Raw genomic sequence first — 20,562 nt, forward strand, 5'->3', positions numbered from 1 at the left:
AGCACGGCGCAACGACATTCGCTGAAGAACGTTGCCTCAAGCATCATCAGCCAACGGCAACGCTGGTGACACTGCGCCGTGCGGCGCTCGATGCAGTGGCAGAAGGCACAGAGGCTGCGCGACGACGCAGCGGATGTCGGGCGCGATCCTGCAGGTATGCCGAGAGCGTTTCCGGGCGAATGCCGGGATGCTGGAAGACGTAATCCTCGGTGATGATCGACAGAAATTCAGCACTGCGTGCACCCGCGACCTCAAACCCCAGGATGAAATGCCGCGACTGAGAGACCTCGAAGCAGTAGTTCTCGGCGGCCACGGCGCAGGTCTGCACCACATAGCCTCCGCCCAGCTGTTCTCTGAGGATGGATCGTTCGGGATTGAATCGAGATGCCGTGTAAATGTCTATGATTTTCATTATCACCCCAATATCGACTGGCGCAGCATATACGAAAACTCTAATACTTACATGCTTAGATAACTCATCCTGTTTACCTCGCCTTTCGAACCGACAGAAAATTGATCCACATCAATTCAATCGGCAGCGCTTTCAGGGTCACATGCCAGAGGCATCTACCTGGATCAACACAAAAGAACTTGCGCGAGCACAGCGCTGATTGAGCTGAGGGGCCAGGAAAGTGAGCAATACGGGCGAAGGCGAGATGCGGGAGACAGGCTGGTTGTCGCGGGAAGGGAAATGAAGAAGGGAAATGAGGAGCGGAGAATGGAAAAGAAGAGCGCAGAACGAACAGTAAAGAGGCAGGTATCTTTCGGACATGCGAAAACGCAAAAAGGCCATCCGTTTCCGGATGGCCTTTTCACTTGAATCTGGTCGGGACGACAGGATTCGAACCTGCGACCTCTGCAACCCCATTGCAGCGCGCTACCAAGCTGCGCCACGTCCCGACAGTGCCTGGAAGAGCTTCCCCCTCAAGACGAGACGTAATGTACCGCATTGATCTCAAAAAGAAAAGCAGGAATCTCACATTTCTTTACCTGCGTCGTGATCTGTTGTCGCAGTGACGCCTGAATCCGCTGTCGGCATTGCAAAATGCCCGGGTGCGACGCATGTTCAAGAAGCAGGCATTCATTTCGCACCTTCGAATACAACGCCCCATGAACGACAAACGTCCAGAGGAGTTCGCGACTGATGATCCAATTCACGCTTACCACCACGCTCAAGGGCGGCACCAGCGTCAGCGGAGACCCCATCAAGGTCAGCGCCGACAGCGCTCCTGCCGCCGGCAGCCAGATCACCAAGGGGCAATGGCCGGCACTCGATGCCCTGTCACCCAACTTTCCGGTGACAGTCACAGGAGTCGAAGAGGATGACGATGGCAACACCCTAGTGCGCCTCAAGGAAGCCGATAGCCCGGATGCCAACGATCCCGACAGCTACCGCTACACGCCCTGGAAGTAAGCGAGCGGCGCAGGAAATCATTGGGAAAGCGTGAGAGGGTATCGCGTCAGGTCAAACAGGCGTCATCTTGCGCATTACCCGAAAATCAACCTATATCGTTGCGCGCAATGATATATAAGACAAGTTTTGACCCGCACTTCGTTAGCATAAGGTTTGCGCGTCTTCGTTGGCTCTGGCCAGCTGTGGCTGATGATGAGGTGGTGTATTATCCGCCTTTACCGGTTGGTGCCTGGCGTGCACTGACATTTCGATGCCCGAGGTCACATGGTCAGCCCATTGAAATTGATAGTTACCTCCTGGCGTTGGCTGGTCGGCAAGACCGGCTCCGCGCGCGAGATACTCCATCATGGCTTTCTCGTTTCCGCTGTCTTCATCGGATTGATCTCGGCCCTCTTCAATTCCCTATTTGACCTCACCCTTCCTGCGTACAACATCGTGCTGGTCACCACCAGCGCGTTCATCGCCCTGATGTGGTATCGCTCGCGCTTTCATGGTGAGTTCCAGCGCATGGCCTGGTTGTTCTGTGCGCTTGTGACCTTCGTGATGCTGCCTGGCAATTGGCTATTCAATCATGGCGCAACCGGTCCCACCCTGCTGTTCTATCTAATGGCGGCAGCCTATGTGCTAGCGGTACTTCCAGCTAATCCCAAGCGCCGTGGCATCATCATCATTGGACTCATGTTCATGCCTTGGGGGCTGCTGGCCTTCGAGTATTCAAGGCCGGGGCTGGTCAGCGGCTATGCCACAGAAGGCATGCGCTTCATTGACATGGGCTTCAGTTACACGCTCTCTTTTGGACTGCTCAGCGTAGTGATCGCAGGCTACGCTCGACGCATCCATGAAGAGCGTGATATTGCCAATGCCTATGCCGCTCGACTCGAGCGCCTCAACTTGCTGGATAGCCTAACCGGACTCTACAACCATCGCGCCATCCACGAACAGGCTAAAGCCTGGATCAGGCGTTCGCAAAGTTCCTGTTTGCTAATCTGTGATCTGGATCATTTCAAGATGATCAATGACAACCACGGGCATCCATACGGCGACACGGTACTGGAAGAATTCTCACGCCATGTCAGTCTGCTAACGCAGGAGTTCTCGGGAGAAGCAGGGCGCTATGGCGGCGAGGAGTTCATGATCCTGATTCCCGGCACCCTGGCGACGGCTCGCCAGTTCGACAGATGCCTGCGGGAGCGCTGCGAAGCCTCGCCCCTGCTGCACGGGGTGATACTCTTCAGCACCGGCGCCAGCGAATTGCACGAAGATGACACCCTGTCGAGCTGGGTCAAGCGCAGTGATGACGCTCTCTATCACGCCAAGGAAAATGGCCGAGGCCGTCTGATGGTCGACAAGGACCTGAACGTCATCTGAACCCCGGCAGGATCGAATCAGCCTCGATCAAGGCAGCCGCTCCGGCTGAGCCATCCCTAAATACATCGCCCCCGCAAGCAAGGCTTGAGGGGGCGATGTATTTAGGGGCAGAGCAAGGGCAAGATGCGAGGCCAATACACCCAACGCGAAGCAAACCGAGGCCGCTTAGCGCTCGCCCTTCAGCCATTCGAGATTGATCTCGTGCTGGCCGTTGTCATCGGTGATGAAGATGGTTCCTTCGGAGATCATTACGGTCCACTTGATGTTGCGTAGCAGCGACTCAGTGATGGCGTCCAGCGAACCTTCCGGCACGGCCGCGATGTTGAGGTTGGAGAGCCCCGCCACCGCCGGCACGACCTTGGCTTCCCACACGCGCAAGCTGCCATAGGCCAGCAGCGAGGTTCGCTCGGTGCGTCGCGAGCACCAGGTCAGGCGCTCGGCATCCGGCTGACCGACTTCAATCCAATGCAGGACACGGCCATCGAGGCTCTTTTCCCACAGCGCCGGCTCATCGACATCGGACAGGCCACGACCGAACGCGATGTTCTCGCTGTACCACAGGGCGTGGCCCAGCAGACGCACGCAGAGACGCAGTTCGGTTTCGGAGGGATGACGAGCCACCGTGAAGCGCAGGGTCTCGTAGACGCCGCGATCCAGGTCGGTCAGCGACAGATCCACCTTGTAAGGCGTGGAAGACAGGGCCATGAAAATCTCTTCTTGAAAAGGCAGACGTCTTGGAAAGGCGATGGCAGGCAGTCACTCTGCCGATAAAGCACCATGCTCCTCGACTGAACCACGCGCATGACAATACAAGCGCGTGGGTGCGGAGCGCAGAGTCTACCCTAGCCGGGCCCTGAACGCCCGACTCCTGCCTGGCATGCCCGCCCTCAGGCGAGGTGACGCGCCACCAGGGCATCGATGGCATCGATATCGCTCAGGCTTTCGCGCGCCATGATCAGCTCGCGCCCGAGCGACAGCGCACGTCGCTCGGCGCGTGCGCGGGTAGTCTCATCGCTGATGGATTCGAGCTCCAGAATATGCGCAAGCCCCACGGTGCGGCGGATCAGCTCACAACCGGCGTAGCCGAGCGCATCACGTAACATGCGAGCCAACAGACGATCTGCCACGCCCGGCGCAGCGAAGCTGGCATCCGGCGTGTGGGCGGCCTGCTCACGATACTCACGAGCGAAGCTTTCCCAGCTGGCGACCGCCTGGGCACGCAGCTGCGCCACGTAGTCACGCTTGTCGCCCTGCTCTGCCTCAAGCTCGGTATGCGCACAGGCCGCCAGCCACAGTGCCGCCAGCCAGCTGCCGATATCGAAGCCCCCCGGGCCGAAGAAGCCGAATTCGGGATCGATGACCTTGGTGCTGTCTTCCCGCACGAAGATCGAGCCGGCATGCAGATCGCCATGCAGCAGCGCCTCGGGCGCGGACAGGAAACGCTGCTTGAGCTCGGCCACTTCGACTTTCAGGGCGGCGTCCTGCCACAAGGCTTCGGCATCCGCGCGCAGCGCCGGATTGATGCTGTTGCGCTCGTGATCGCAGAACGGATCGATGAAGAACAGGTCTTCGGTGATCTTGCACTGATCGGGATTGATGAAGCGTGCGACGCGCGCCTTCTTGTCGTGGGCATCGAGTGCCAGATCGCTGCTGCGATACAGCGTGGTGGCCAGAAAACTCCCCATCTGCTCGCCCAGCCGCGGCAATGACGCGCGCTCCAGGAAGGCATGGCGCAGATTGCGGTGATCGCCGATATCTTCCATCACGATCGCCGAGCGAGCTTCATCGAAGTGATGGAGCGCCGGTACCAGGTTCGGTGCGCAGGCGGCCTCGAATTGCAGGGTTTCCGCCTCGATGCGCACACGTACCAGCGACAACGGCCAGCTTTCGCCGATGATGCGCACCCAGGGCAGGCCCTGCTTGACGATCACCGAGGCGGAGCGGTCCGGCGTGCAGACGCGATAGACATAGTTGATGTTGCCATCGCCGATCTCTTCGACCTGAAGTTCTTCAGCGGTCGTGAAGGCCGGATAGCGCGCACCCACGTGCTGGCGCGCGAAGGCGATCACATCCGCATCATCGCGAAACTGATAGTCGATGGAGGGTGAAGTGCTAGCGGTGGAGTCTTGAGCAGTCATGGCAGGTCTCAGCGCTGAATCATGAAGTCGCCGGCCTCGATGGCGCTTGGCGTGCGTGGCACGTGAAGCACTTCAAGGCTCTCACCTTATTTCTTAAAGAAATAAGAAGGCGATCAGTTATAGCGAGAAGATGCCTCCTGGCGCGGCGATTGGCAAGACCTGCCGAGTGAGTTTTACTCAGCTCGGCAGGCGCTTGTCGCATGCAGGGTGCTGCATTACTGGATGGGTGCCAGCAGATAGGCCGCGCGCGAGACCAGCTTACGCCACATCGGCCGCGCATCCAGCTCTTCGCAGCTAATTTCACGACAGTGGCGGAAGTCCTCTTCGAGCATCGCCTCCACTTCCGAGGCGAACTGGTGATCGGGCACGAACGCCGTGATCTCGAAGTTGAGGCGGAAGGAGCGATTGTCGAGATTTACGGTGCCGATGGTCGCCGTATGGCTATCCATCAACATCACCTTCTGATGCAGGAAGCCGGGCTGATAGCGGAATACACGCACACCGGAGCGAATCATCTCGGACAGGAACGAGAACGCCGACAGGAATACCAGTAGGTGATCGGGACGCTCAGGAATCATCACCCGCACATCCACCCCACGCAACGCCGCGATCTTGAGCGCATCCTGCACCCCCTGGTCCGGCACGAAATAGGGACTGGTAATCCAGATACGACTGACCGAGGAGTGAATCGCCTGCTGCACCAGCAGACTGGCCGTCTCTCGGCGGTCCGCCGGGCCGGAGGGCACGATCACCACATGCTGACATTCGTCACAGCTGATCTGTGGCTGCCATTCGAGCGACAGCACCTCACCGGTCGCCCAGTGCCAGTCTTCCCAGAAGGCTTCCTGCAGGCCCATCACGCTGGGCCCCTCAAGCTTGAGGTGGGTATCGCGCCAAGCGCCATAGCGCTCGGAATGACCCAGATACTCATTGCCGACATTCAGCCCGCCGACGAAGCCGACGCGGCCGTCGATGACGGTGACCTTGCGGTGATTGCGGAAGTTGATCTGGAAGCGATGGCGCCAACCGCGCGAGGAATTGAAGGCACTGACCTCACACCCCGACTCCATCAGATCATTCAGATAGCCATCGGGCAGCTTGCGCGAGCCGATCTCGTCATACAGGAAACAGACTCGCACGCCGCGTTCGGCGCGGCGCATCAACTTCTGCTTGAGACGCACCCCCAGCTCATCGTTACGTACGATGAAGAACTGGATCAGGATGTAATCCTCGGCGGCGTCGATAGCATGAAACAGTGCATCGAAGGTGTGCTCGCCATTGATCAGCAACTTGGCGCGGTTGCCGGTAGTGACCGGCATCATCGCCAGACGCTCGATGGCATCCAGATGGGTGGGATTGCCTCCCAGCGGGCGTGACAGCCACGGCGACAGCTTGGGCCGAAAGCGCATCAGCACGCGGCGCATGGTCGAATCGCGCTCCTCACGAGCGCTGACGTAACCATAGAAGCGTGGACGTCCGAACACCCAGTACAGTGGCAGCGCCACGTAGGGGAATGTCAGCAGACACAGAATCCAGGCGATCGCCCCTTGTGAAGTGCGGCTCGACATCAGGGCCATGACGGCAGACATGGCACCGAGGATATGACTGGTCAGAAGTAGAAAGCCGAGTAGCCAGGCGGTCATTGCAACTCCATTGCAGGCGTCAGGGTTGCCAGAGTATGCCACAGCAGCGCGCGCGACGATGCCGTTGCATTGGCGCTCAGGAAGATGTCTTGAGCGCCGCAAAGCCAAGAACCCCGCCGATGAATGATCACGGGCGGGGTTCTTCATGTCATCTCACAAGGACGTATGTCACAAGGACGCATGTCGCAGGGACGTGACGATTCATCACTCGGCCGTCATCAGGCGCGGCTGGCGATGATTTCCTTCCACTTGGCTGGGCCCGTCTGGTGCACGGAGACGCCCGCGCTGTCGACGGCCACGGTCACCGGCATGTCTTCGACCTCGAATTCGTAGATCGCTTCCATGCCCAGGTCTTCAAACGCCAGCACGCGTGACTTCTTGATCGCCTGGGCGACCAGGTAGGCAGCGCCGCCGACGGCCATCAGGTAGCTGGACTTGTTGTCACGTATGGCGTCGATCGCGGTCGGGCCACGCTCTGCCTTGCCGACCATGCCCAGGAGGCCGGTCTCTTCCAGCAGGGTGCGCGTGAACTTGTCCATGCGGGTCGCGGTGGTCGGGCCAGCCGGACCGACGACTTCGTCACGGATCGGGTCGACCGGGCCGACGTAGTAGATGAAGCGACCCTTGAGGTCGACCGGCAGCTGCTCGCCGCGCGCCAGCATCTCGGTCATGCGCTTGTGAGCGGCATCACGGCCGGTCAGCAGCTTGCCATTGAGCAGCAGGGTGTCGCCCGGCTGCCAGCTCTGCACTTCCTCGGGCGTCACGGTGTCGAGGTTGACACGCTTGACGCTGTCGCCCGCTTCACGGGTGATTTCCGGCCAGTCCTCGAGCTTGGGTGCCGGCAGTTCTGCCACACCGCTGCCATCCAGGGTGAAGTGCACGTGACGGGTCGCCGCGCAGTTCGGGATGATCGCCACCGGCTTGTTGGCCGCGTGGGTCGGGTAATCCATGACCTTGATGTCGAGCACGGTGGTCAGACCGCCGAGGCCCTGGGCGCCGACGCCAGTCGCATTGACCTTCTCGAACAGCTCGAGACGGATCTCTTCGGCGCGGTTGGAGGCACCACGCGCCTGCAGCTCCTGGATATCGATCGGCTCGAGCAGGGATTCCTTGGCCAGCTGCATCGCCTTCTCGGCGGTACCGCCGATACCGATACCCAGCATGCCGGGCGGACACCACCCAGCGCCCATCTTCGGAATCTGCTCCAGCACCCAGTCGACCACGGAGTCGGACGGGTTGAGCATCGCGAACTTGGACTTGGCTTCGCTGCCGCCGCCCTTGGCCGCAACGTGGATCTCGACGCTGTCACCCGGCACCAGCTTGTGATGGATGATGGCCGGGGTGTTGTCCTTGGTGTTGGCACGCTTGCCGTCCGGGTCTGCCAGCACGGAGGCGCGCAGCACGTTGTCCGGTAGCAGATAGGCGCGACGCACGCCTTCGTTGACCATGTCATCCAGACCCATGTCGGCCTCGAAGCGCACGTTCATGCCGACGTGAACAAAGACGGTGACGATACCGGTGTCCTGACAGATGGGACGATGACCCAGGGCACACATCCGGGAGTTGATCAGGATCTGCGCGATGGCATCCTTGGCGGCAGGATTCTCTTCACGCTCGTACGCCGCGTTCATGGCGTCGATGAAATCCTTCGGATGGTAGTAGGAGATGTACTGCAGCGCGTCGGCGACGCTCTGGATCAGGTCATCCTGGCGGATCACGGTCATCAGGATCGGCTCCTCAAGGGCAAGCGATGGGAAAGACAGACACACTGGCGCGCAGGGCACAGGGGCGATTACTGTTGTCAGGCACGGCAATCGCGCCGCCACGGGGCGAGCGTCAGGTCAGGTGCGCAGAATTATACCTCATGCGAGCACGAGGCGGCAGAGCGAATCCTGCAACCCGCAAGTCATGAGAATTCAGCAGGTTAGGGCCCAGTCTGCGTGAGGCTCTCCCGGCCGGAGCCGCCTGCTTCGCTGCCGCCAGTCGAGTGCATCGCGAGGCGACTGACGCCGTCCCGCTGCGGTACCGTCTTGCCATGCAGCCTCTCCTTTTTTAACCACGATGACCGTTCAATGACGCCACGCTACTGTTCACCACGCCCCTGCTCGCCACCTTTGTTCTTGCCACCCTCCTTCTCGTCACGCTCCTTTTCTCGACGTCTGCTGTCACTGGCCGCTGCCGCGCTCACTGTGTTGCTGGCAGGCTGTGGCACCCAGCCGGGTTCTGACGCAGGTGACGGGAGCGATACCTTCGACTGGGTGACGTCTTCTCCCGAGGGCAAGAGCAATTCGCGGGTTCGCCATCTGGTGCTGCACTACACCGATGATGATCTGCGCGGCTCCCTGATCAGCCTGACCGGCTCTCAGGTCAGCGCGCATTATCTGCTGTCGGCGCCGATGCCTGAGACCGGCCTGCCGCGCGTCTATCCGCTGGTGCCGGAAGCGCGCCGTGCCTGGCATGCCGGCGTCAGCCAGTGGGGTGAGCGCAGCAACCTCAATGACACCTCCATCGGCATCGAGATCGTCAATGCCGGGCCGCTGGCACTCGTGCCAATGCAGGCAGGCGAACAGGAAGATGCCAGGGCGGCGGTCGCCAGACGGTGGTCCCCCTCGCGTGACTTCGCGCCTTGGAGCGAGGCGCAAATTACTGCATTGCTAACGCTGCTCAAGCCCATCATCGCGCGTCATGGCATCAAGGCGGTGGATGTCGTCGGGCATTCGGACATCGCCCCTGAGCGCAAGACCGACCCCGGCCCGCGCTTCCCATGGCAACGCCTGCATGAGGCCGGCATCGGCGCCTGGCCACGCACCTCTGACGTGCTGTGCTTCCAGCGTCAGCTGGCAAGCGAGGGTCTGCCATCACAAGAGGTTCTGCTCACGGCGCTCACGCATTACGGTTATCCGGTGGACGCCGCACGTCCCGAATTGGCGATTGCCGCATTCCAGGCACATTTTCGTCCCGGGGCGATCAGCGGGGCTTTCGATGCCGAAAGTGCCGCGATATTGCTGGCGCTCAACACACGTTACCGCCAGTCACTGGGCTGCCAGCCAACCTGAGACCGCCAGGTGTGGGAACCGGGCAGTCACCTGAATGTCATTTCTCTGCCACATTTTTGACGCAGCATCGGTTCGTCCTTAACGCGCCAAACAGATTTGCATGGCAGTTTGACGACCGCCATCTACTCTGGGGTGAGGCATGACCAGAGAGGGTCATGGACAGACAAGCTAGCGACTGGCTCGGAGAAGCCGGAATACCCCATCACAATGAGGTTCATCATGGCTGACAACATTCTCAGTGCAGTACCTGATACGGCAGCAGACATGACAACACCCGCCACATCCCCCGGCGCTCTCGGATTCGTCGTCTGTGATGACAATCGTATCTACGGCGCGGGCATGAGCGAAGAAGACTGCCTCGATAACGCCCTCGAGTGCCTGTGTGGTTACTGTGAGCGCAGCGCGCTCAAGAAAATGCTGGAACTATGCCAGGCCGGCGTGCGCTACCCCCTGCGCCAGCTTCCCGCCAGCCAGGCATGCGTCAACAGCTGCCAGGCCTCGGGCCCCACCGATCATTACCGCATTCATGACGGCGTCGCCTACATGCCCGAAGAGTTTCCCAAATCGCTATCAGCCTGACCTCTGTTCACGCAGGTCACTGGTGCTGATAAAGGGACTGGCACGAGCAGCACACCAGTGACCGAGCCAGCCTTTGTCCTCTCCTCCTTCCCACACTTCCACCTCATCCCCATCTCGAGAGCGAAAGAAGACGCCGCCCCCGACACTGACGATTCAGTTCCGGGGGCGGCGTCCTGCCTTGGTGAATCCGATCACTGCCAGCGATCAGCCTCCGAGATAGGCGCGGCGCACGTCGTCGTTGGCCAGCAGCGCCTTGCCGCTATCCGCCAATACCACTCGACCATGCTCCAGTACATAACCGCGATCGGCGATCGACAAGGCACGATGGGCGTTCTGCTCCACCAGGAAGATGGTGGTGCCCTGCTCGCGCAGCTGCTCGACGATCTCGAAGATCTGCCCGATCACGATGGGCGCCAGCCCCAGCGATGGCTCATCGAGCAACAACAGCCGCGGCCGACTCATCAGGGCGCGCCCAATGGCCAGCATCTGCTGCTCCCCACCGGACATGGTGCCGCCGCGCTGCTGGAAGCGCTCCTTGAGACGCGGGAAAAGCCCCAGCACGTGCTCGATGCTGCGCTCGTTCTCCTCCTTGCTCTGGTAATAGCCGCCCATGGCCAGGTTTTCCTCCACCGTCATGCCGGTGAAGATGCGGCGACCTTCCGGCACCACCGACAGCCCGCCACGCATCACGCGCGCCGTGGGCGTGCCGGTGATCTCCTCGCCCTCGAACCACACCCGCCCGCTGGTCGGACGCGGATCGCCACAGATCGACATCAGAAGCGTCGTCTTGCCGGCGCCGTTGGCACCTATCAGCGTCACGATCTCGCCCTGGCCGACGGCCAGCGAAACATCATTGAGCGCCTGCACCGGCCCGTAGTGGGTGGTCAGATGCTCGAGGGCCAGCATGGCCTCCCGGGGCGCGAGTTCCTCACCGGCAAGCGTGGCCTCGGGCGTCACGTCTTCGACATGCTCACTCATGATCACTCTTCCCCCAGATAGGCCTTGATCACGGCATCGTTGCGCCGTATGTCCTTCGGACTGCCATCCGCCAGCGGCTGGCCCTGATTGACCACGTAGATGTGGTCCGAGATGCCCATCACCAGACTCATGTCATGCTCGATCAACAGCACCGAGATGCCCTCATCGCGGGTCAGGCTGACGATCAGATCATCCAGATCACGTGTCTCGTTGGGATTGAGGCCCGCCGCCGGCTCATCCAGCATCAGCAGCCGCGGCCTGGCGACCATGCAGCGCGCGATCTCGAGTCGGCGCTGCTGGCCATAGGCCAGATTGCCGGCCTCGCGGTTGGCGAATTCGAGCAGACCGACTCGCTCCAGCCAGTCGCCGGCATGCTGCATCAGCGCCTTTTCACTGCGTCGATAGCCCGGCGTCTTGAACAGTCCCTTGAGAAGATTACGCTCGGCGTGCATGTGCTGCGCCACCAGCAGATTCTCGATGACGGTCATCTCCTTGAACAGCCGCACGTTCTGGAAGGTGCGCACCATGCCGGCCTGGGCGATGCGATAGCCCGGCAGTCGATGCATGGCGCGGTTCTGGAAATACACCTCGCCACCGGTGGGCTGATAGAAGCCGGAGATGCAGTTGAAGACGGTGGTCTTGCCCGCACCATTCGGCCCGATGACCGACACCACCTCGCCCGGATGCACCTGGAGCGTCACGCCGTCCACGGCCTTGAGGCCACCGAATTGCATGGTGAGATCGCGCACATCCAGCAATGGCGCTCCGCCCTCGGCGCGCGCCTGACGACGCGAGGAGGCGACCGGTATCGGATTGTCGCGGTCCTGCTTGTCACGGACCTGATTGTCATGTGTGTCAGCCACGGTCGAGCTCCATCTGCGGTCGTTTGAGCGGCACCAGTCCCTGAGGACGCCAGACCATCATCAACACCATCATCAGCCCGAACAGCAGCATGCGATATTCATTGAATTCGCGTGCCAGCTCCGGCAACAGCGTCATGGCGATCGCCGCCAGAATCACGCCCAGCTGCGAGCCCATTCCGCCCAGCACCACGATGGCCAGAATGATCGCCGACTCGATGAAGGTGAAGGACTCGGGGCTGATGAAGCCCTGACGCGCGGCGAAGAAGGCGCCGGCGAAGCCCGCGAAGCTCGCACCGATCGTGAAGGCCGAGAGCTTGATGCCGGTGGGGTTCATGCCCAGCGAGCGACAGGCGATATCATCCTCGCGTAGTGCCTCCCACGCGCGCCCGATGGGCATGCGAAGCAAGCGGTAGATCACGAACAGCGTGATCAGCACCAGGATCAAGGCCAGCAAATACAGGTAGATCACCTTAAGGGCCGGGTCGTAGTCGATGCCGAAGTACTCATGGAAGGCGATATTGCCCTCGTCGGCCCGCCGCGAGAACTCGAGGTTGAACAAGGTCGGCTTGGGAATGCGCGCAATGCCATTCGGGCCGCCGGTCAACTCGGTCCAATTGTTGAGCAGGATGCGGATGATCTCGCCGAAGCCCAGCGTCACGATGGCCAGGTAATCCCCGCGCAATCGCAGTACCGGGAAGCCGAGCAGATAGCCGAACAGCGCCGTCATCAACCCGGCGATGGGCAATGCCTCCCAGAAGCTGAAGCCCAGATAGCTGTTGAGCAGCGCATAGGTATAGGCCCCGACGGCGTAGAAGCCCACGTAGCCGAGATCCAGCAGTCCGGCGAGCCCCACTACCACGTTGAGCCCCAGGCCCAGCATGATGTAGATCAGCGTCAGGGTGGCGAGATCCACCGCCGAGCGGTTGGAGAGAAACGGGAAGATCAGCAGTGCACCGATGGCCAGCATGATCCACAGTTGACGCTTCTGACCGCTCATCACATCAGGGACGCTGAAACGCGAGGGTTTGCGGGTGCGCGCCCGCCACTCCTCGATCTGCGGGCGTACCAGCTGATGCAGGAAGACGGCCAGCGCCGCAGCCAGCAACCAGCCCCAGGTATCCATGCCCATCAAGCGCACCGTGGTGGTGATGCCGGTGGATTCGAGCTGTACCCCCAGCACCGAGCCGCCCAGCACGAGGGTCAGCACGGCGGCCGCGAGCGCCGACCACCAGGGGCGCCGATAGGCAGGCTGGGGCGGCAACGTCTCGGCAGGCGAGGTGCCCGCCTTCTTCAGAGTCTGTTTCGCAAGCTTGGGCATCAGATCTTCTCCACTTCGGGCTTGCCGAGAATCCCGGAGGGACGGAACAGCAGAATCAGGATCAGCAGTCCGAAGGCCACCACATCCTTGTATTCCGTGGACAGGTAACCGCCGGTCAGTGCCTCCGCGACTCCCAACAGCAGCCCGCCCAGCATCGCGCCGGGGATGCTGCCGATACCGCCCAGCACCGCCGCCGTGAACGCCTTGAGGCCGGCGAGGAATCCGATGTAGGGATTGACCACGCCGTAATACATGCCGAGCAGCAGGCCCGCCACGGCGGCAAGCGCCGCCCCGATCACGAAGGTCATCGAGATGATCATGTCGGTATTGATGCCCAGCAGACGCGCCATGCCGGCATCCTGCGAGCAGGCACGACAGGCACGTCCCAGGCGGGAGCGCGAGATGAAGAACGACAGCAGCAGCATGCACACCAGGGTGACGCTGAAGATGATCACCTGCATGTAGGAGAGATTGACCGCGAAGCTTTCCAGCCCGAACTCCCAACCGCCCGGGATCAGGCTGGAGATCGCCATGTCACGCGAGCCCTGGGCCAGACGCATGTAGTTCTGCAGGAAAATCGACATGCCGATCGCCGAAATCAGTGCGATCAGACGCTTGGAGCCACGTACCGGGCGATAGGCCACCCGCTCCACGGCAAAGCCGTAGGCGCAGGACACCAGTACCGCCACCAGCAAGGCGGCCGCCATCAGAAAGAAGGGGTTGGCGATGCCCAGCATGCCCAGCGCCGCGATGACGATGAAGGTCACGTAGGTGCCGATCATGTAGATCTCGCCGTGGGCGAAATTGATCATGCCGATGATGCCGTAAACCATCGTGTAGCCGATGGCGATCAAGGCATAGGTACTGCCGATGGTCAGGCCATTGATGACCTGTTGCAGGAAGTAGAGGATGTCTTCCATTGAAACGACCCTTGGCCGCGACTGTCTTCGGCTTGTGGCCGGTGACCGTCAGGGAAATGCCGCATGCGCGGCGACAACGGGAAGGCACGGCGATATTGCATCACCGTGGACTCGACCGAACGGAGAAGCCCGCCATGCCAGCTGGCATGACGGGAAGCGTCTCGGGGTTGATCCACCACGGCCACATGAGGTCTCGAATAAGGTCTCAAATGATCGCTCAAATGAGGTGCCAGATGAGATGTCACATGGCCGTGGCGAAGGCTGGGCTCAGACGAGCAGAGGCCAGCCGATGATCAATGTGCCGCTTCGCTCTTGGTTCCGTCGGCGTGCCAGTTGTAGACGACGAAGTTGAAGTCCTTCAGATCGCCCTTCTCGTCGTATTCGACCTTGCCGATGGGCGTGTCGAAGCTGTTGGCGCGCAGATATTCGGCAACGTCATACGGATCGGTGGAGTCGGCGCCCTTGATGCCATCGGCGATCAGTTCCACTGCGGTGTAGGCCGGCATGACGAACGGGCCGGAGGGGTCCTGATCCTTGTCCTTGAAGGCCGCGACCAGATCGGCGTTCTTCGGGTCTGTCTCGAAGGCCGGCGGCAGCGTCACGTAAAGCCCTTCGGAGGCCTGACCGGCGATCTTCGAAATGTCCGGGTTGCCGACCCCTTCCGGGCCCATGAAGGGGGCATCGAAGCCCAGCTCACGCGACTGACGCAGCAAGAGGCCCAGCTCCGGGTGATAGCCGCCGTAATAGACGAAGTCGACGTTCTCCTTCTTGAGCTTGGAGATCAACGCCGAGAAATCCTTGTCGCCCGCCGTGATGCCCTCGAACAGCACCACATCGATGCCTGCTTCCTCGACGGTGTCGCGCACGCCGGTGGCGATGCCTTCCCCGTACTGCTGCTTGTCGTGGATCACGGCCATGTGCTTGGGCTTGATCGTCTCGGCGATATAGCGCCCGGCGACCGGCCCCTGCAGGGAATCCAGACCGATGGTGCGGAAGACCAGCTCATAGCCCTGCTCGGTGATGGTCGGGCTGGTGGACGCCGCCGTGATCATCATCACGCCTTCCTCGGCGTAGATGTCCGAGGCAGGCTGGGTCGCGCTGGAGCACAGGTGGCCGATCACGTACTGGACACCGTCATTGACGATCTGGTTGGCCACCGCCACCGCCTGCTTGGGATCACAGGCGTCGTCGTATTTGACGCCCTTGAGCATCTCGCCGTCGACGCCACCGGCGGCATTGATCCGCTCGATGGCCATCTCGGCACCGATGAACTGCATGTCACCGTACTGGGCGACCGGTCCCGTGACCGGGCCTGCCATGGCGATGGTGATATCGGCCTGAGCCTGGGTGGACATCGCCGCGGCGATACCGAGAGCGAGAAGAGACCTGCGCATCATGATGAGAATTCCTGTTCCCGATTATTGTTGTACTACGGCCGGGCAGACCTGACTGACGCCTGGTGGCAGCGCTGGGCTGACCGAAAAGGGCTGGCGACAGTGTCTGTCATTCGCTGACCTTGTGCGCCGCTGCCAGCCTGCAGGCAGGGGGTCGACACGTCAGGAATGCCTTGAAAGCATTATTGGCAGCAGCGAATACGCATGTAAAGTGACCGTTTGGGCGCTCATGAATGCGGCTCGGCAGCCTGCCAATAGCGAAAAGCACCACGCTTTCCAATGCGGCCAGACAATCCTCGGAAATCCCGATCAAAGCCAGTCATTGGCACATGCCAACACGCGGATAACAGGATTTCCCTCTCCTCTCGCACCATCAGGACGCACCTCAGCCCCCTGCCCGGCTACGCCCAAGGTTGTAAGAGAAGCAATCCTGCCGCCCTCCCCGAGCAACTGGCTGCTCCTGAGCCATCTACTGAGCTGCAATGTGATGATCTGCAAGGCAACATGCAAGATAACGGGATAACTTGTTGATGGCACTCCCCCGTCAGATATCCGCTAGCCCTGAACGCCACGCGCCCGACGATGGGTGACATCGTCGGGCGCGCAGGGTCATGCCTTGAGTGACTCGGGTGCTGGGGATGGAGGATAGCGTCAGCCCAGCGCGATCAGGCGATTGCGGACATCGTTGATCTGATCGCGCAGTCGACCGGCTTCCTCGAACTCGAGGTTCTTGGCCGCGGCAAACATGGCATCTTCGAGACGGCTGATTTCCTTCTCGAGCGCCTGAGGGCCTTCGGCCGCCAGCGCAGCGTAGTCCGGCGTCTCTTCCGCCACCTGACGCTCGCTGCCCTTGCGACGGCTGCTCTTGCGGCCCGGCGCCTGGGCACCTTCCATGATATCCGCCACCGACTTGGTGATGGTGCGCGGCGTGATGCCGTGCTCGTCATTGAAGGCCATCTGCTTCTCACGACGGCGTTCGGTCTCGGCGATGGCCCGCTGCATGGAATCGGTGATGCGGTCCCCGTACAGGATGGCCTTGCCGTTGGCGTTACGCGCCGCGCGACCGATGGTCTGTATCAGGGAGCGTTCCGAGCGCAGGAAGCCCTCCTTGTCGGCATCCAGAATCGCCACCAGCGAGACCTCCGGAATATCGAGGCCCTCACGCAGCAGGTTGATACCGACCAGCACATCGAACTTGCCCAGACGCAGGTCACGAATGATCTCGACGCGCTCGACGGTATCGATATCGGAGTGCAGATAGCGCACCCGCACGTCGTGCTCGCCCAGATACTCGGTCAGGTCTTCCGACATGCGCTTGGTCAGCGTGGTGATCAGCACGCGCTCGCCGACCTTGGTGCGCGCGCGAATCTCCGAGAGTACGTCATCCACCTGGGTCGAGGCCGAACGCACCTCGATGACCGGATCGAGCAGCCCAGTGGGACGTACCACCTGCTCCACCACCTGGCCAGCATGCTCTTCCTCGTAGGGGCCAGGCGTCGCCGAGACGAATACGGTCTGCGGCAGAATGCTTTCCCACTCCTCGAATTTCATCGGGCGATTGTCGAGGGCCGACGGCAGGCGGAAGCCGTACTCCACAAGCGTTTCCTTGCGCGAGCGGTCACCGCGATACATGCCGCCGACCTGCGGCACACTGACGTGGGACTCATCGATGAAGACCAGCGCGTCCTTGGGCAGGTAGTCGAAGAAGGTCGGCGGCGCATTGCCGGGATCACGCCCCGACAGATAGCGCGAGTAGTTCTCGATGCCGTTGCAGTAGCCCAGCTCCATCATCATCTCGATGTCATAGAGGGTGCGCTGCTCCAAGCGCTGGGCCTCGACCAGCTTGTCGTGCTTGCGCAGGTAATCGAGGCGCTCGACCAGCTCTTCCTTGATGTGATCGACCGCAGCGACGATGGTCTCGCGCGGCGTCACATAGTGACTCTTGGGATAGATGGTCATGCGCGGCACCGACTCGGCCACTTCACCGGTCAGCGGATCGAACAGCCGGATGGAATCGATCTCGTCATCGAACAGCTCGACACGCACCGCCTGCTCTTCGGAATCGGCCGGGAAGATGTCGATCACGTCGCCGCGCACCCGATAGGTACCGCGCCGGAAATCCATGTCGTTGCGGGTGTACTGCAGCTCCGCCAGACGCCTGAGGAAGCCGCGCTGATCGATCTGCTCGCCACGATTGAAGTGCAGGCGCATCTTCAGGTATTGGTCCGGATCACCCAGGCCGTAGATGGCCGAGACGGAGACCACGATGATCGCATCGCGGCGTTCCAGCAGCGCCTTGGTCGCCGACAGGCGCATCTGCTCGATGTGGTCGTTGATCGAGGCATCCTTCTCGATGAAGGTGTCCGAGGAGGCAACGTAGGCTTCGGGCTGGTAGTAATCGTAATAGGAGACGAAATATTCGACGGCGTTGTCGGGGAAGAACGACTTGAACTCGCCGTACAGCTGCGCCGCCAGCGTCTTGTTGGGGGCCATGACGATGGCCGGACGCTGCAGGCGCTCCACGATGTTGGCCACCGTGAAGGTCTTGCCGGAACCGGTCACGCCCAGAAGGGTCTGATGCGCCAGACCCGCGTCCAGGCCGGTGATCAGCTTCTCGATGGCCGCCGGTTGGTCACCGGCCGGCTGAAACTTGGAATTGATGCGAAATGGTTTGCTCATGCGCTCTCAATGGTGGCAGTCAGTCGGGTCTTCAACTGACGACAGGCAGATGATTGCCCAGCGGCATCATTCGCTCGCGGGCGCTTCTCGACTGGTCACCGAGACCCGGGTGCTGGTCATCAGGCGATGGATGGGGCAACGCTCGGAGATCTCAATCAGGCGCGCGCGGGTCTCGGCATCCAGCTCTTGGCCCTCCTCGGCCAGGAACTGCATGCTGACCGTGAGACGATATTCGCTGTTGCTGCCACGGCGCTCGTCGCTGTCGTCCCGGTCCACCGTGGTGATGATCCCCGCCAGCGGCAAGCCCTTGCGCCGGGCGTACATCTGCACGGTGATCGACTTGCAGGCCCCCAGCGACAGGTCGAAGTAGTCATGCGGGTCCGGGGCGCTCTCGTCGCCACCGACCACCGCCGGCACATCGACCAGCAACTCATCAAAGCTTGCGACCTGTACCCGTTGCACGAAGCTGCCTGATCGACGGCTGATTACCTCGATACTCATTCGTCACCTCCCTGTCGCTGATCTGTCCGTGATCCCGCTCGTGAGACGTTGCCTGTTTCCCGCCTGTGCAGCGTCACCGCACTGCGGTCACTTGACCTTGTAACCGGCCTTCTCGACCGTCTTGACCAGCGCGTCATAACGCACCTGACCGTCGACTTCGGCAAAGCCACGCCCGACCTCGGCTTCCTTGACGCCATCCATCATCATCAGCGCCGTGGTGACCTTGTTGACGTCCTTGACGCTCTCGACGCCGATCAGAGTAAGAGAAAAACTGGCCATCGTGTCATTCCTGTCATGCAGTAAAAAAGGGGCGCCGCGGCGCATTGCAGCCGTCAAGAATAGCACGGTTGCCTGACAGTCAGCGCCCATCAGACTCGGCGCGAGCCAGGCCGTAGAAACGCCTGGCAGGACGGGAACACTGATTTGCCCGTTCTTTTACTGCCACTTGGGGCACAAGGGGCTGACAGCCGCCAGCTGGCGCGTGACAATGCGGGCATCCGACATGCCGCATGGTTGCCAGTGCGCCACCGGCAGTTCACTCCTTCGCAACAGGATGGTGGTAGATGAATCCCTTGAAGACCCTGATGCAAGACCACGGCTACCAGCTCGGCGAGGACGGCCGCCTGACGCTGGGTGAGCCAGCCGACGCCTCCATGCCACTCGCTGACATAACCAAGAATATACTGACCGAAAATGCACTGACCCCGCTGGGCAATTTCGAAGTACTCGAGGTCTGCGGCAAGGATGGCGAACGCTTTCTGCAGGGACAGACCTCACAGCAGCTGAGTCTGGTCGATGGCGAGTTGGCGCCGCTGACGACCTTCTGCACCCCGAAGGGACGCATTCTGGCCATGGCCCAGCTGCTGCGCGTCAGTGAAGAGCGTCTGTGGGTGGTGATGCCGGCTGGCACCGCCGAACCGCTGCGTGCCCATCTGGCCAAGTTCGCGCCCTTCTACAAGGTAACGCTGGAGGTGTCGAGTGAGCTGAGCATGCTCGGCCTGCTCGGCGAGCAGACTCTGGCGGCCTGTGCCGATGCCCTCGCGGCACCTGCGCTGGCCGAGCATGACCTGGCCATGCGCTCGGTCCTCCAGTCGCCCTTGCAGTCGAGCGAGGAAGAAGAACCGCAGACCTGCGCGCTGGCGCGCCAGCCGTCAGGCAATACCCAGCGCGCGATACTGGTCGGACCGCATGCCGCCCTGGCAGACCTCGCGACGGCGCTTTTCGCACGCGATGTGGCCGCCAGCGACGAAACCCGCTGGCGCCTGGAAGATATCCGCGCCGGTCTGCAGTGGGTCACCTCCGCGCAGACTGACAGCTGGCTGCCGCAGATGCTCAATCTGGAAGCCCTCGCCGCGATCAGCTTCAAGAAGGGCTGCTACACCGGTCAGGAAGTCGTGGCACGCGCCCACTTCCGCGGCCAGGTCAAGAAGCGCCTGCAACGCCTGACGACGGTGCAGCCGGCCGACTTGCCAGCGGTGGGCAGCAAGGTCACAAGTCCCGACGGCAAGTCCCTCGGCGAAGTGCTGCAGGCAGCCCATGATGAGCAGGGACGTCTGGAGCTGCTGGCCGTGATCAGCCTGCGCGATGAAGAGATCGCATTGGCATTGGAAAATGGCACCCAGCTTGAGCGCAGCGCACTGCCCTATGCCGTCGAGCGTCGCGACCCGGAGCAGCTCAAGGGCTGAAGGGTACGGATTGAAAGGCTGATCGT

18 protein-coding genes and 1 tRNA gene are annotated in these 20,562 nt (G+C 61.4%); 5 read left to right on the forward strand and 14 right to left on the reverse strand.

From position 1 onward, the window contains the following. Positions 1-46: 46 nt before the first annotated feature. Positions 47-328 (reverse strand): hypothetical protein, encoded by a 282-nt coding sequence (locus R1T44_RS11300; protein WP_317292067.1) that lies wholly within the window; start codon positions 326-328, stop codon positions 47-49. Between the two features lie 495 nt (positions 329-823). Then, positions 824-900 (reverse strand) — tRNA-Pro (locus R1T44_RS11305). Positions 901-1,144: 244 nt separating this feature from the next. Between R1T44_RS11305 and R1T44_RS11310 the strand changes: the two genes are divergently transcribed. Continuing rightward, the gene (locus tag R1T44_RS11310; protein ID WP_107334657.1) at positions 1,145-1,414 is read left to right on the forward strand and encodes a hypothetical protein; all 270 of its coding nucleotides are present in this window, start codon (positions 1,145-1,147) and stop codon (positions 1,412-1,414) included. A 264-nt stretch (positions 1,415-1,678) separates the two neighbouring features. Further along, entirely contained in the window at positions 1,679-2,782 is a 1,104-nt protein-coding gene (locus tag R1T44_RS11315; protein ID WP_317292068.1) for a GGDEF domain-containing protein, read from the forward strand. A gap of 165 nt (positions 2,783-2,947) precedes the next feature. Here the strand turns inward: R1T44_RS11315 and R1T44_RS11320 are convergent, their stop codons facing one another. From R1T44_RS11320 to R1T44_RS11335, 4 genes are all read right to left on the reverse strand, one after another. After that, on the reverse strand, positions 2,948-3,487 hold the full coding sequence (locus R1T44_RS11320) for a YaeQ family protein (protein WP_317292069.1): 540 nt from the start codon (positions 3,485-3,487) through the stop codon (positions 2,948-2,950). 182 nt (positions 3,488-3,669) lie between these two features. After that, positions 3,670-4,920 (reverse strand): S-methyl-5-thioribose kinase, encoded by a 1,251-nt coding sequence (mtnK, locus tag R1T44_RS11325; RefSeq protein ID WP_317292070.1) that lies wholly within the window; start codon positions 4,918-4,920, stop codon positions 3,670-3,672. Between the two features lie 215 nt (positions 4,921-5,135). After that, positions 5,136-6,563: a cardiolipin synthase gene (gene cls, locus R1T44_RS11330; protein ID WP_192838926.1), complete on the reverse strand. Its 1,428-nt coding sequence runs from the start codon at positions 6,561-6,563 to the stop codon at positions 5,136-5,138. Between the two features lie 218 nt (positions 6,564-6,781). Further along, a complete protein-coding gene (locus R1T44_RS11335) occupies positions 6,782-8,287 on the reverse strand; it encodes a fumarate hydratase (RefSeq protein WP_317292071.1) in 1,506 nt (501 codons plus the stop codon). Positions 8,288-8,683: 396 nt separating this feature from the next. Here R1T44_RS11335 and R1T44_RS11340 point away from each other — a divergent pair, with 396 nt between their 5' ends. Both R1T44_RS11340 and R1T44_RS11345 read left to right on the forward strand, forming a co-directional pair. After that, positions 8,684-9,619 carry an N-acetylmuramoyl-L-alanine amidase gene (locus R1T44_RS11340; protein WP_317292072.1) on the forward strand — a complete coding sequence of 312 codons (936 nt, stop codon included), beginning with the start codon at positions 8,684-8,686 and terminating at the stop codon, positions 9,617-9,619. 219 nt (positions 9,620-9,838) lie between these two features. Beyond that, a complete protein-coding gene (locus tag R1T44_RS11345) occupies positions 9,839-10,198 on the forward strand; it encodes a hypothetical protein (RefSeq protein WP_131432180.1) in 360 nt (119 codons plus the stop codon). Positions 10,199-10,402: 204 nt separating this feature from the next. On the opposite strand, the gene R1T44_RS11350 is transcribed toward R1T44_RS11345, so the two are convergent. The 8 genes from R1T44_RS11350 to R1T44_RS11385 form a co-directional block, all read right to left on the reverse strand. Next, positions 10,403-11,104 carry an ABC transporter ATP-binding protein gene (locus R1T44_RS11350; protein ID WP_043336899.1) on the reverse strand — a complete coding sequence of 234 codons (702 nt, stop codon included), beginning with the start codon at positions 11,102-11,104 and terminating at the stop codon, positions 10,403-10,405. A gap of 74 nt (positions 11,105-11,178) precedes the next feature. Next, positions 11,179-11,934, reverse strand: coding sequence for a high-affinity branched-chain amino acid ABC transporter ATP-binding protein LivG (livG, locus tag R1T44_RS11355; RefSeq protein ID WP_284727046.1), 756 nt, complete (start codon positions 11,932-11,934; stop codon positions 11,179-11,181). 97 nt (positions 11,935-12,031) lie between these two features. Beyond that, positions 12,032-13,357, reverse strand: coding sequence for a high-affinity branched-chain amino acid ABC transporter permease LivM (livM, locus tag R1T44_RS11360; protein WP_082388855.1), 1,326 nt, complete (start codon positions 13,355-13,357; stop codon positions 12,032-12,034). Further along, positions 13,357-14,277: a high-affinity branched-chain amino acid ABC transporter permease LivH gene (gene livH, locus R1T44_RS11365; RefSeq protein ID WP_317292073.1), complete on the reverse strand. Its 921-nt coding sequence runs from the start codon at positions 14,275-14,277 to the stop codon at positions 13,357-13,359. The genes livM and livH overlap by 1 nt, the downstream gene beginning before the upstream one ends. A 293-nt stretch (positions 14,278-14,570) precedes the next feature. Beyond that, on the reverse strand, positions 14,571-15,671 hold the full coding sequence (locus tag R1T44_RS11370) for a branched-chain amino acid ABC transporter substrate-binding protein (protein ID WP_378080433.1): 1,101 nt from the start codon (positions 15,669-15,671) through the stop codon (positions 14,571-14,573). 651 nt (positions 15,672-16,322) lie between these two features. Continuing rightward, a complete protein-coding gene (gene uvrB, locus R1T44_RS11375) occupies positions 16,323-18,350 on the reverse strand; it encodes an excinuclease ABC subunit UvrB (protein WP_054556998.1) in 2,028 nt (675 codons plus the stop codon). Positions 18,351-18,416: 66 nt separating this feature from the next. Next, the gene (locus R1T44_RS11380) at positions 18,417-18,851 is read right to left on the reverse strand and encodes an OsmC family protein (RefSeq protein WP_131432182.1); all 435 of its coding nucleotides are present in this window, start codon (positions 18,849-18,851) and stop codon (positions 18,417-18,419) included. Between the two features lie 87 nt (positions 18,852-18,938). After that, complete coding sequence (locus R1T44_RS11385) at positions 18,939-19,130, reverse strand: hypothetical protein (protein WP_054557000.1); 192 nt, start codon at positions 19,128-19,130, stop codon at positions 18,939-18,941. 284 nt (positions 19,131-19,414) lie between these two features. Here R1T44_RS11385 and ygfZ point away from each other — a divergent pair, with 284 nt between their 5' ends. Next, positions 19,415-20,536 (forward strand): CAF17-like 4Fe-4S cluster assembly/insertion protein YgfZ, encoded by a 1,122-nt coding sequence (ygfZ, locus tag R1T44_RS11390; RefSeq protein ID WP_284726983.1) that lies wholly within the window; start codon positions 19,415-19,417, stop codon positions 20,534-20,536. The last annotated feature ends 26 nt before the right edge of the window (positions 20,537-20,562 follow it).

The sequence above is a fragment of the Cobetia amphilecti genome (assembly GCF_032923285.1).
Taxonomy (GTDB): domain Bacteria; phylum Pseudomonadota; class Gammaproteobacteria; order Pseudomonadales; family Halomonadaceae; genus Cobetia; species Cobetia amphilecti.